Origin of the sequence: Paenirhodobacter sp. CAU 1674, from assembly GCF_029222945.1 — a bacterium.
GTDB lineage: Bacteria > Pseudomonadota > Alphaproteobacteria > Rhodobacterales > Rhodobacteraceae > Rhodobacter.
In genome coordinates this window covers 415,641-427,904 of sequence record NZ_JARHUH010000001.1, presented here as the reverse complement: position 1 = coordinate 427,904, position 12,264 = coordinate 415,641, and the positions used below count along the sequence as shown (strand labels likewise).

At 64.6% G+C, this 12,264-nt stretch carries 12 protein-coding genes; 10 read left to right on the top strand and 2 right to left on the bottom strand.

The annotated features are described in order from the left end of the window. Positions 1–4 precede the first annotated feature (4 nt). The 5 genes from P2G62_RS01985 to P2G62_RS01965 all read left to right on the top strand — a co-directional run bounded on the left by P2G62_RS01985 (position 5) and on the right by P2G62_RS01965 (position 4,571). Positions 5–463, top strand: coding sequence for a DUF6497 family protein (locus tag P2G62_RS01985; RefSeq protein WP_275733171.1), 459 nt, complete (start codon positions 5–7; stop codon positions 461–463). Positions 464–1,040: 577 nt separating this feature from the next. Then, positions 1,041–1,355 carry a hypothetical protein gene (locus P2G62_RS01980; RefSeq protein WP_275733170.1) on the top strand — a complete coding sequence of 105 codons (315 nt, stop codon included), beginning with the start codon at positions 1,041–1,043 and terminating at the stop codon, positions 1,353–1,355. A 102-nt stretch (positions 1,356–1,457) separates the two neighbouring features. Further along, positions 1,458–1,853 (top strand): hypothetical protein, encoded by a 396-nt coding sequence (locus P2G62_RS01975; protein WP_275733169.1) that lies wholly within the window; start codon positions 1,458–1,460, stop codon positions 1,851–1,853. Positions 1,854–2,190: 337 nt separating this feature from the next. Next, on the top strand, positions 2,191–2,391 hold the full coding sequence (locus P2G62_RS01970) for a hypothetical protein (protein ID WP_275733168.1): 201 nt from the start codon (positions 2,191–2,193) through the stop codon (positions 2,389–2,391). A 176-nt stretch (positions 2,392–2,567) separates the two neighbouring features. Continuing rightward, positions 2,568–4,571, top strand: a complete 2,004-nt coding sequence (locus P2G62_RS01965) for an acetyl/propionyl/methylcrotonyl-CoA carboxylase subunit alpha (protein WP_275733167.1) — start codon at positions 2,568–2,570, stop codon at positions 4,569–4,571. Positions 4,572–4,697: 126 nt separating this feature from the next. Here P2G62_RS01965 and P2G62_RS01960 read toward each other — a convergent pair whose 3' ends face one another. After that, positions 4,698–5,108, bottom strand: coding sequence for a DUF4174 domain-containing protein (locus P2G62_RS01960; RefSeq protein ID WP_345799259.1), 411 nt, complete (start codon positions 5,106–5,108; stop codon positions 4,698–4,700). 244 nt (positions 5,109–5,352) lie between these two features. Between P2G62_RS01960 and P2G62_RS01955 the strand changes: the two genes are divergently transcribed. From P2G62_RS01955 to P2G62_RS01935, 5 genes are all read left to right on the top strand, one after another. Further along, positions 5,353–6,267 carry a hypothetical protein gene (locus P2G62_RS01955; protein ID WP_275733165.1) on the top strand — a complete coding sequence of 305 codons (915 nt, stop codon included), beginning with the start codon at positions 5,353–5,355 and terminating at the stop codon, positions 6,265–6,267. Next, positions 6,239–8,368 (top strand): methylmalonyl-CoA mutase, encoded by a 2,130-nt coding sequence (gene scpA / locus P2G62_RS01950; RefSeq protein ID WP_275733164.1) that lies wholly within the window; start codon positions 6,239–6,241, stop codon positions 8,366–8,368. Before P2G62_RS01955 ends, scpA begins: the two co-directional genes overlap by 29 nt. 198 nt (positions 8,369–8,566) lie before the next feature. After that, positions 8,567–9,259, top strand: a complete 693-nt coding sequence (locus tag P2G62_RS01945; RefSeq protein ID WP_275733163.1) for a TerB family tellurite resistance protein — start codon at positions 8,567–8,569, stop codon at positions 9,257–9,259. Beyond that, on the top strand, positions 9,259–10,275 hold the full coding sequence (locus P2G62_RS01940) for an endonuclease/exonuclease/phosphatase family protein (protein WP_275733162.1): 1,017 nt from the start codon (positions 9,259–9,261) through the stop codon (positions 10,273–10,275). Before P2G62_RS01945 ends, P2G62_RS01940 begins: the two co-directional genes overlap by 1 nt. Next, complete coding sequence (locus P2G62_RS01935; protein WP_275733161.1) at positions 10,272–10,694, top strand: AAA+ family ATPase; 423 nt, start codon at positions 10,272–10,274, stop codon at positions 10,692–10,694. The genes P2G62_RS01940 and P2G62_RS01935 overlap by 4 nt, the downstream gene beginning before the upstream one ends. On the opposite strand, the gene P2G62_RS01930 is transcribed toward P2G62_RS01935, so the two are convergent. Beyond that, the gene (locus P2G62_RS01930) at positions 10,691–12,244 is read right to left on the bottom strand and encodes a Ppx/GppA family phosphatase (RefSeq protein ID WP_275733160.1); all 1,554 of its coding nucleotides are present in this window, start codon (positions 12,242–12,244) and stop codon (positions 10,691–10,693) included. The two genes, P2G62_RS01935 and P2G62_RS01930, sit on opposite strands and share 4 nt — an antisense overlap. Positions 12,245–12,264 lie beyond the last annotated feature (20 nt).

Below are 12,264 nucleotides of genomic sequence, written 5' to 3'. Positions count from 1 at the left end.
CGGAATGGGGCGCGTGGCCGGGCAGGTGCGGGGCATCGCGGGGCTGATTGCGATCAGTCTCGGGGTTGGCCTGCTTGCCCGGCCCGTCTCCGCCCAAGATCGGGGGGCGATTGTCCTGCCGGACGTGCCGCCGATCGCGGTGCCTTCGGGGCAGGAGGTTCGCTGGATCGATTCGATCACCGATACCGGCGGGCCCGAGGGGCTGACCCTGCGCTTCCGGTTCCTGGCGCCGCAGATCGGCGGGCCGGACCCGATCGCGCCGGATGTCGCGCTGGAGGATATGGCGGCGCTTTGCGAGAGTTTCGCACTGCCGCGACTGCCCGCGCTGGGACCAAAGCCCGCGCAGGTGGTGATCAGCCTGTCGGATCGGGTTTTGCCCTTCGGGGAGGCCGACGACGAGGCGGTGCAATATTTCGAGGCCTATTCGGTGACGGACGGGGCCTGCATTTGGGAGATGTTCTGATGCGCAAGGACGTGGCACATGGCAAAGGGCAGGGGGCGCAGACTGGCGTCAGCCTTGGTCTTGGCCTGCCCGACGCTTGCGCGCACGGGCATGCGCGGAAAGTCGCCGATGCACGGCGGCCACAGCGCTGTGACATCGTTCGTCCCCCCTTCTGTGGCGCTGCGGCGCAGAGTAATCTGATCTGCGAGGGGAATCCTCTGCCTCATGGAATGAAACAGGGGCGAACGACTGCGGGCAGAGCCCCGTTCAGCGTTGCGCCGATCAGGAGAAAAGCATGTCGAAAAAAGTTCTTATCGCGATCGCTCTGGTTGGTTTCGTGGCCGCTTGCGCCCCGAAAGAAGAGCCGGTTGCTCCGGTTTCGGTCGAGCCGACCTACACCGGCAAATACAAATAATCTGGTTGCGGGGCGGGGCGTCAGCCCTGCCCACACCGATCCGGTTGCTCTGGCGCCGGGCCTGACCTGCACCCTGCTGTCGCCCGCAGGGAAGACTTCTTCTGATTTGATATGGCGCATGGCGCAGAATCGCGCGGCGGTTTACCTTAGGGAGGCTAACAAGCCAAACGGGAGGATGGACCCATGCGAATTCGCCTTGCACTCGGCCTCGGGACATTGGGCATTGTCGCTGCCTGCGCAGCACCTGCCCCTACGCCGATCATGCCTGAACCGATCTATGACAAATACGGTGATGTCGTCACGGCGGGATGCCGCCCGCGCGATACGGCCATCTCTGCGCAATATCCCGGCACCTTGCCGATTTGCGAAGAACTGTGTGGCCCCGGCCAGACGGCAGCCGCAAGCGATGTTGCCGGTCAATATACCTGCGTTCCGATCCGCGAACCCAATGAGGGCCGCGATTCCGGTGATACGGACCAGCAGCCCACGCGCGGTTGAGGCAAGAGCAAAACACGCGCGCGAGCGTATTTGTGTAGCGCATGCTTTGCACAGCGCTCCGGGTCGCGATAACGTGCGCCCCCTAACCAAGGAGGGCGCACGATGCTGAAGCACCGTGGATTCCCCGGGCGTCTGCCGGGGACTGATTTTCAATTTGTCATTCGGCGCGCCAACAAGCAGGGCGCGACCAAGATCATCAAACGCGAACGGTTCCGCGACCGCGCGCCTGCCGACAAGCGGGCGGATGCCGGATTCATGGCGGCACTTTGGGCGCAGTTCGGTGAAGAACCGTTCGAACGCGGCAATCTGGATGCGGGGCGGCTGAGCTGGCTGTTCGGCCGAGAGGTGGTTCCCGCCGAAGAGCCCTTCGATCCGGCGTCCTATGACGCCTTGCTGAAGATCGACCTGAAGAAAGCCCAGGCTTCCTTCCCCGAAGTCTTTGCCGCTCCCGAAGAATTCATCTGGGATGATGAGGACGAGGAGGGCGATTGGGCATGATTTCGCCGCGCGCCCCGTGGATTTGGCAGCATGCCGCCGACGCCGGTTTTCCGGCGCGATTGGGCTTTGCCAAACCCCGCCCGAGCGCGCAGCATGAGGGTGTGCAGCGCGATGCGGCGACGCGTGGCGCTGCGCGATCCATCCCTACCCCTTCCCTTTCCTCGCGGTCTGATCTGTCGGTCAGACCGCACCTTTTCTCCGTTTGCGGTGCGGCAGATCGGCAAGCCATTGCCGATGCGCGGGTTTTTGCGCGCCAACCGGCGGCTTTGGGCTTTAAATCGTCGGCGATTGCGCTAGATTCTTCTGGAACAGAACAATCCCTTGGAGGCAGAACCCCATGCGTAAATCCCCGATCCTTCTTGCAATCTTCGTTGCGTCCGCTCTGTCGGGTTGCATGGCGACCGACAGCGAACGCGCGCTTGGCGGTGCGGCTGCCGGTGCGCTCGTCGCGGATGCGACCGACACCAACGTGCTTGCTGGTGCGGCAATCGGTGCTCTGGCCGGCACCTATTGCGACGACGCGGGCATCTGCAACTAAGGCGCAGGCCGCCTCTTTTTCGCTGATCGGGGCGCGTGCGCGCGCCGCTGTTCAGCCGTCAGATCATGCCATCGGGGCTTTGCCGCCCCGGTGGCATTTTGTTTTGCCAATCGAACCACCAATCACGAAGAGCGGGGCGGGGTTTGCACCCTCGTGCCCGATGGGAAGGGACTGACATGTTCAAGAAAATCCTGATCGCAAACCGCGGCGAAATCGCCTGCCGGGTGATCAAATCGGCTCGCAAGATGGGCATCAAGACGGTGGCCGTCTATTCCGATGCCGACGCGCATGCGCTGCATGTGAAGATGGCTGACGAAGCCGTGCATATCGGCCCGCCGCCCGCGAACCAGTCCTATATCGTGATCGACAAGATCATGGATGCGATCCGTCAGACCGGCGCCGAAGCGGTGCACCCGGGCTACGGCTTCCTGTCGGAGAACATGAAATTCGCCGAGGCCCTGGAACAGGCCGGCGTCGTCTTCATCGGGCCGCCGTCGCCTGCGATCGAGGCGATGGGCGACAAGATCACCTCGAAGAAACTGGCGCAAGAGGCCGGCGTTTCGACGGTGCCGGGCTATATGGGGCTGATCAAGGACGCCGACGATGCGGTCAAGATCTCGGGCGAGATCGGCTATCCGGTGATGATCAAGGCCTCGGCCGGCGGCGGCGGCAAGGGCATGCGGATCGCCTGGTCGGAAGCCGAGGTCAAGGAAGGCTTCGAATCCTCGAAGAACGAAGCGGCCAACAGCTTTGGCGATGACCGTATCTTCATCGAGAAATTCGTGACCCAGCCGCGCCACATCGAAATTCAGGTGCTGGCCGACAAGCACGGCAACTGCGTCTATCTGCACGAGCGCGAATGCTCGATCCAGCGCCGCAACCAGAAGGTGATCGAAGAGGCGCCTTCGCCGTTCCTCGATGCCGCGACCCGCAAGGCGATGGGCGAACAGGCCTGCGCGCTGGCCAAGGCCGTGGGCTATACCTCGGCGGGCACGGTGGAATTCATCGTCGACGGCGATCGCAACTTCTACTTCCTGGAAATGAACACCCGTCTGCAGGTGGAACATCCGGTCACCGAGCTGATCACCGGCGTCGATCTGGTCGAACAGATGATCCGCGTCGCCGCGGGCGAGCCGCTGCCGTTCAAGCAGGAAGACCTGAAGATCAACGGTTGGGCGATGGAATCGCGTCTGTATGCCGAAGACCCCTATCGCAACTTCCTGCCCTCGATCGGCCGTCTGACCCGCTATCGTCCGCCGGTCGAAGGCCACACCACCCGCGGCGGCATCGTGCGCAACGATACCGGCGTTTACGAGGGCGGCGAGATTTCGATGTTCTACGACCCGATGATCGCCAAGCTGTGCACCTGGGGTGAAACCCGCGCCGATGCGATCGAGGAAATGCGCCTGGCGCTGGATACGTTCGAAGTCGAGGGCATCGGCCACAACCTGCCGTTCTGCTCGGCGGTGATGGACCATCCGAAGTTCTGCGCAGGCGAAATGACCACGGCCTTCATCGCCGAGGAATACCCCGACGGGTTCGAGGGTGTCACCCTTGAACATGCGACGCTGAAACGTGTCGCGGCGGCTGCGGCGGCGATGAACCGCGTCTCGGAAATCCGTCTGTCGCGGATCTCGGGGACGCTGGGCAACCACGAACGCCATGTCGGGGAAAACTGGGTCGTCACCCTGCAGGGCGAGGAATTCGTGGTGAAGGTCTCGGCGGACAAGGCGGGGTCGACCGTCAAGTTTGCCGACGGCACGCATCTGCGCGTCGAATCCGACTGGGTTCCTGGGCATTCGCTGGCCGAACTGCTGATCGAAAGCCAGCCGCTGGTGCTCAAGGTCGGTCTGATCCCCTCGGGCTTCCGTCTGCGGGTGCGTGGGGCCGATCTGAAGGTGCATGTGCGCACGCCGCGGGCCGCCGAGCTGGCCAAGCTGATGCCGGAAAAACTGCCGCCGGATACCTCGAAATTCCTGCTCTGCCCGATGCCGGGTCTGATCGTGAAGATCAACGTGGCCGAAGGCGACGAGGTGCAGGAAGGTCAGGCGCTGGCGACCGTCGAAGCCATGAAGATGGAAAACATCCTGCGCGCCGAGCGCAAGGGTGTGGTCAAGAAGATCAACGCGGCCCCGGGCGCCAGCCTGAAGGTCGACGAAATCATCATGGAGTTCGAATGACATGATGCTGTCGCAGGCCAAAGGCGCGCGGGGCATCGCCCCCACCGCCCCGGCGGCTGCGGCAGCCTGTCCGAAACCCGCCCGGGGCTGTGATGGCCCCGGTGCGATCCTGTTCAAACTGGGGAATTACCGGTTCGTGCCGTTGCGGATTTCCTCGCGCCGGATCGGCATCTTGTCGATCGCCCGCATGATCTCGCGCCCGTCCCAGGGCATCGGCTTGCGGATCGAAACCTGCCCGTCCTTGGTCATCAGCACCAGCGAAAACCCGCGCGGGCGCAGTTTCAGCCGCGCCGGGCTGGGGGTGCCGGGCTCGGTATCGGTGATGACCACCACGTCGCGGGCCGCCAGTTCCGGCCAGCGCGCCTGCAACAGCCGCATCTGTTCGACAAAGGCCGGATCGGCGGGGCTGTCGGCAAAGACGACGACGGGGCGGTTTTTCCAGATGAATTCGTTCAAATCCGCTTCACTGCCCGCAATCGGGGCGAACTCGGCCGCCTCGGCCGGTGCATCCGAGATGGCGTCCTGGGCGGCCGCCAATAGCGGTACAGCGCCTGTCCACGCGGCAAAAAAAGCAATGAAACCAAGCCTGAGCGCGCGTGACATTGACACCTCCATTGCCCCAGATATAGGCCCTGTGTCCTTGTGCTTCTATGGGCAATCGGGCGAATTTTCGCAAAATCCGGGCATTAAGCAGTTCTCCAGAGATATGCGGGCACACTCAGCCATGGGTCGGACCCGCGGACGCCAGCGCGTTCCCCGGGCGCATCGAACGGGCTGGAACATGGATGTCATCTTGCACATCGGTGCGCATCGCACCGGCACAAGCTCTCTGCAGGCGTGGCTTTTGCAGAACGAAACCCTGCTGGCCCAGGCGGGCACCGCCGTCTGGGGGCCTGAACGCACCCGCGCGGGTCTGTTCGCCGGGCTGATCAAGCGCCCCGATCTGGTCACTGCCGAGGATGACCTGCTTGCGCGCCGGGCCGCGACCCGGATTGCGATGGAAATCGACCGTCTGGAAGATGCGGGCCTGCGCCGGTTGATCGTTTCGGAAGAAAACGTGATGGGCACGATGCCGGTCTGCCTGGATCACGCGACGCTCTATCCCGATCTGCGCGGCAGGCTGGACCGTGTGGCCGAGGCGATCGGCCCGCACCTGACCGGCGTCGCGCTGTCGGTGCGGCGCCCCGATCAGTGGTGGGCCTCGGTTCTGGCGGTGGCGCAGGCGCGGGGCGCCAAGGCCCCGGGCGCCGAATTCCTGGATCGGCTGGCACGGCATCCGCGCAGTTGGCGCCGGGTGGTAGAGGTGGTGCGCACGGCCTTCGGCCTGCCCGTCACCGTCTGGTCGTTCGAGGGGATGCTGGGCGCGCATGCCGCGCAACTGCAGGCGATGGCGCCACAGGCCGATCTGCCTGCCGGGCTTTATGACCAGCGGTGCATACGCAATGCCGCCCCCCGCCTTGCGGCGGCGGGTCGCGGCGCCGGACACCGGGGGGGCGGCACGCGCTACATGCCGTTTTCCACCCGGCAATGCGGGGCGATGACGCTGCGCTACCTCGAAGATCTTGCCTGGTTGCGCAGCGCGCCGCCGGGCGTGGTATATGTTGAAATGGACGCTGAAACACCGGGGGCACATCCGGGTGCGGCGGCAGAGGAAGAAGGACTGTTCCATGACGAACAAAAAAGAGGATTGGGTTAAGGTCGCCCAGAAGGAACTGCGTGACCGGCCGCTGGAAAGCCTGACCTGGCATACGCTCGAAGGCATCGACGTGAAGCCGCTTTACACCGAAGAGGATGTGAAGGATCTGCCGCATATGGGCACGCTGCCCGGCATCGGCCCCTTCACCCGCGGTGTGCGCGCGACGATGTATGCGGGCCGCCCGTGGACGATCCGTCAATACGCGGGCTTCTCGACCGCCGAGGAAAGCAACGCCTTCTACCGCCGCGCGCTGGCGGCTGGCCAGCAGGGCGTGTCGGTTGCCTTCGATCTGGCTACCCACCGCGGCTACGATTCGGATCACCCGCGTGTGGTGGGCGATGTCGGCAAGGCCGGTGTGGCGATCGACAGCGTCGAGGATATGAAGATCCTGTTCGACGGTATCCCGCTGGAAAAAGTCTCGGTCTCGATGACGATGAACGGCGCGGTGATCCCGATTCTGGCGAACTTCATCGTCACCGGCGAAGAGCAGGGCGTCGATCGCAGCCTGCTGTCGGGCACCATTCAGAATGACATTCTGAAGGAATTCATGGTCCGCAATACCTATATCTATCCGCCCGAGCCCTCGATGCGGATCATTGCGGACATCATCGAATATACCAGCAACGAGATGCCCAAGTTCAACTCGATCTCGATTTCCGGCTATCACATGCAGGAAGCGGGCGCGAACCTGGTGCAGGAACTGGCCTATACGCTGGCCGACGGGCGCGAATATGTGCGTGCGGCGCTGGCGGCGGGGATGGACGTGGACGCCTTCGCGGGCCGTCTGTCCTTCTTCTTCGCGATCGGCATGAACTTCTTCATGGAGGCCGCGAAACTGCGTGCCGCGCGTCTGCTGTGGCACCGCATCATGACCGAGTTCAACCCGAAGAAGACCGGCTCGCTGATGCTGCGCACCCACTGCCAGACCTCGGGTGTCAGCTTGCAGGAACAGGACCCCTACAACAACGTGGTGCGCACCGCCTATGAGGCGATGGCGGCGGCGCTGGGCGGCACGCAGTCGCTGCACACCAACGCGCTGGACGAAGCCATCGCGCTGCCGACCGATTTCTCGGCCCGGATCGCGCGCAATACCCAGCTGATCTTGCAGGAAGAAACCGGCATCACCCATGTCGTCGACCCGCTGGCGGGCAGCTATTACGTCGAAAGCCTGACGGCCGAGCTGGCCGAAAAGGCCTGGGCGCTGATCGAGGAAGTCGAGGCGATGGGCGGCATGACCAAGGCCGTGGCCTCGGGCATGCCCAAGCTGCGCATCGAGGAATCGGCGGCGCGTCGTCAGGCGATGATCGACCGGGGCGAAGAGGTGATCGTGGGGGTGAACAAGTATCGCCTCGCCAAGGAAGACCCGATCGACATTCTGGACATCGACAACGTCAAGGTGCGCGAGGCGCAGATCGCGCGGCTTGAAAAAATGCGCGCGACCCGTGACGAGGCAGCCTGTCAGGCGGCACTGGCCGAACTGACGCGGCGCGCGAAAGAAGGTGGCAACCTGCTGGAGGGCGCTGTCGCGGCAGCGCGCGCCCGTGCCAGCGTCGGGGAGATTTCACTGGCCATGGAAGAAGTGTTCGGGCGTCACCGCGCCGAGGTGAAAACGCTGGCCGGCGTCTATGGCGCGGCCTATGACGGCGACGAGGGCTTCGCCCAGATCCAGCGCGATGTCGAGAAATTCGCCGAGGAAGAGGGGCGCCGCCCGCGTATGCTGGTCGTCAAGATGGGCCAGGACGGTCACGACCGTGGTGCCAAGGTGATCGCGACCGCCTTTGCCGACATCGGCTTTGACGTCGATGTGGGCCCGCTGTTCCAGACCCCGGAAGAGGCGGCGCAGGACGCGATTGACAACGACGTGCATGTGGTGGGGATTTCCTCGCAGGCCGCCGGTCACAAGACGCTGGCCCCGAAACTGATCGAGGCGCTCAAGGCGCAGGGCGCCGAGGACATCATCGTGATCTGCGGCGGCGTGATCCCGCAGCAGGACTATGATTTCCTGAAAGCGGCGGGTGTGAAGGCGATCTTCGGGCCGGGCACCAATATTCCGGCCGCCGCGCGCGAGATTCTGGATATCGTGCGCGCGACCCGCGCCTGAGGGACCGGCCGGGGGCGCCACCCCCGGACCCCCGAGGTATCTTGAGCAAGCTGAAAAGGGCAGGGGAAACCTTGCCCTTTTGCATGCGGGGGCGGGGGGGCGCTGCGACGATAGGCAGCGCTGCCGCCGACGCAAATTTGACCGCCCCTGCGGTCTTGCGCTGGTGCAAAAGCTGCGGCGAGGCGCTAGAGTGCCACCATGGACAAACCGCTTTCGCTTTGGTCGCGCATTTCGCAGGCGCTCGCCGCCCTGACCCGGGGCGAAGGGCTGTCGGCCGTTTTCGATCACCTGCGCACCCCGCCCGAACGCTCGGTCGCGTTCACCATCGCGGTGATTGCCCTAGGGGCGAAGATGGCCAAGGCCGACGGTCGGGTGACGCGCGACGAGGTGGCCGCCTTCCGGCGCGTGTTCCAGATCCCGCCGGGGGAAGAGGCCAATGCCGCGCGTGTGTTCGACATGGCACGCACCGATGTGGCGGGGTTCGATGCCTATGCGCGCAAGATCGCGGCGATGTTCGGCCCCGGTGCGCCGGTGCTGAAGGATCTGCTGGAAGGCTTGTTCGCGATTGCCGTGGCGGACGGCGATTACCACGAGGGCGAGGATGCCTTCCTGCAGGAAGTGGCCCGGATTTTCGGGTTGGAGGAATGCTGCTTCCGGGCGATCCGGGCCAGTTTCGTGCCCGAGGCTGCGCCAGACCCCTGGGCGGTGCTGGAACTTCCTCCGGGCACGCCGCTGGACGAGGTTCGCGCGGTATGGCGGAACCGGGTACGCGAGGCCCATCCCGACCGCGCCATTGCCCGCGGTCTGCCCCCCGAGGCGGTGCGGCTGGCCGAGGCGCGGCTGATCGCACTGAACCGTGCCTGGGATGAAATCCGCGATCGGGCGGCGTGATGCGGATAGCCACCTACAATGTCGAATGGTTCGCCAATCTGTTCGACCGGAGGGGGCGCCTGCTGGCCGATGACGAATGGTCGGCGCGCTACAAGGTGACGCGCGCACAGCAACTGGGCGCGTTGGGCATCGTGTTCACGGCGGTGAATGCCGATGCGGTGCTGGTGGTCGAGGCGCCCGACAACAATTCGCGGCGCAAGACCGTGCCGATGCTTGAGGGGTTCGCCGCCGAATTCGGGTTGCGTCAGCGCCGCACACTGATCGGGTTCTCGAACGACACCCAGCAGGAAATCGCGCTGATGTATGACCCCGATGTGATCACGGCCACGCATGATCCACGCGGTGGCGAGGGGGCCAGCCCGCGGTTCGACCAAAGCTTGCGGATTGATCTGGATATTGATGCCACCTTGGACACGGTGACCTTTTCCAAACCGCCATTAGAGGTCGCGCTGGAAACGAAATCGGGCGAAACCCTGCGCCTGATCGGGGTGCATATCAAGTCCAAGGCGCCGCATGCCGCCCCCAGCCCCGAGGCGGCAACCCGGATCGCGATCGAGAACCGGCGCAAGCAGCTGGCGCAATGCATCTGGCTGCGTCAGCGCGTGGATGAACACCTTGATGCGGGCGAGCGGTTGATCGTGCTGGGCGACTTCAACGACGGTCCGGGGCTGGACGAATACGAACAGCTGTTCGGCCGTTCAGGGCTGGAAATCGTTGCGGGCGAGGGCGGCCCGCCGGAGCGCCGGATGCGCGACCCCCATGCACGGCTGTCGCACCGGCACCACAGCACCGCGGCGCAGCCTTCGTCGGCGCGGTTCTATCTGGCTGACGAGAAACAGTATTTCTCGGCGATGCTGGATTACATCATGCTGTCGCCCGATCTGTGCGCGACTGGCCCGAAATGGCGGATCTGGCATCCGTTCGACGATCCGGTTTGCTATCGCACCCCCGAGCTGCGCGAGGCGCTGCTGCAGGCGTCCGATCATTTCCCTGTCACGGTGGATATTTCGCTATGAATGCCTATCTTTGGGGTATGCAACCGATCCGTCACCTTGCCCTGATTGCCTGTCTGGCCGCCTCTCCGGTGCTGGCCGAGGAGGCTCCGTCCACGCCGCAAGGCGACATGGAAGAGGGGTTCAGCCTGCTGGAGCGGGGCGCGCGGCTCTTGTTTCGCGGTTTTTTGGACGAGATGGGCCCGGCGCTTGACGACATGCAGGGCGGTCTGGAAGAGGCCGCGCGCGAGATGGGCCCCGCGCTGCGGCAGTTGCTGGCCCTGGTAGATGATGTGCGCAATTACGAACCGCCCGAGCGGCTGCCCAATGGGGATGTGATCATCCGCCGCCGTGCAGATGCACCGCCGCCCCCCGAACTGCCCAAGCCCCCCGAAGACGTGCCGGGCAGCACCGCCTCGCCCGAAGGCGAAATCGAGCTTTAGGGCAAGATCACCTTGGGTTCGGCCTTGAGCGCAGTGGCAAGCGAGGCAAAGCGTGCTTCGGCCACCTCGCCGAACAGGCCCGCGCCGCGCTTGGTCAGGCGCAATTCAAGAAGGTTTTTCTTGGGTTTGTAATCCAGCGCGCCGGCATCCTGCGGTTCGTGGATTGCGAACATCGCGCCAAAGCGCATCGCCTTGCCCAGCACCTCGGCTTCCTGGATCTGTTCGGGGGTGAGCAGGGAAAACAGCGGCTCGAACCGGCTGCCCGCGCGGGAATTCTTGTAGCGATGCAGCAAGGCCAGCCCCAGAAACACCCGCTCGGGGTGGCTCAGCGCGGCCATGTTGGCGCGGGTGACATTATCGAAACAGGCCTCGGCGCGGTAATCGGGATGGGTGCGCCAGGTGGTGTCATGCAACAGGCAGGCGGCGCGCATCAGGCGGTATTTTTCCGGCGTGACCTGCCCCCAGATCGGTTGGATGAAGGCGTGCAGCTTCTTGCCGAAGCCCGGCATCCGCGACATCGAGCGTTCGGCATGGCGGCAGGCCTCGATCAGCGGATCGCGGCGGCGCAGCCGTTCGGGCATCTGTTCATAAAGCAGCCCTTCGCGGATGCCATAGGACGAGATGTCGATTTCCTTCGGCGTGAAGCTTTCGATCAACTCGCGCAGCACCAGACTGGCCAGCGGCACCAGTTCCATGCGCGCGTTGGAAATCCCGGTCCGCGCGCGCAGGTCTGCCAGATCGTTCTTCTCGATCCAGTCGAGGGTCTTGATCAGGCCTTCAGGCTCCATCCGGTATTCGTGCAGCACCAGCAGCGGATAGGCGCGCCGCTCCATGTCGAGCCGTGCAATCGCTCGCCAGGAACCCCCGACCAGATAGATCCGTTCGTAATCGGTGCCCATCTGTGCCGCCAGATCGGTCACCACCTCTTTGATATGGCTGATCAATTCCTTGCGGCCGCCGTGCACTTGCTGCAACCGGAACGGCCCCAGCTGCGAGGTGACACGGCGCCAGACCCGGCCGCGGCGCACCTCGGCCAGTTCCATCGAATTGCCGCCGATGTCGCAGATCAGCCCGTCGGCCTCGGGCCAGCCCAGAAGCACGCCCTGCGCCGACAGACGTGCCTCTTCGGCGCCGTCGATCACATGCAGATGCAGCCCGGTTTCGCGTTCGACCAACGCCTGAAATTCCGGCCCGTCCTCGGCATCGCGCACAGCGGCGGTGGCAACGCAGGTCAGCGGCGCGATGCCCATGCCCTTGGCCAAGAGCGCGAACCGGCGCAGTGCGGCGAAGGCCCGTTCCCGCCCGCGCGGGTTCAGCCGCCCGGTTTCGGCCAGCCCCTGACCCAGCCCCGCCATCACCTTTTCGTTGTAGAAATAGGCCGGGCTGCGGGCGGCGCCGTCAAACACCACCATCCGCACCGAGTTCGAGCCGACATCGACCACACCCACGCGCGAAAGCGCGCGCGCGCCCGGATCATCGAACAACGGCTTTCCAAAAGGGTCCCATTCATCGGCCTGCGCGAGGGTGGGGCCTTCGGTCTTTCCGGTCATTCTGTCGTCCTGCCTTGGCT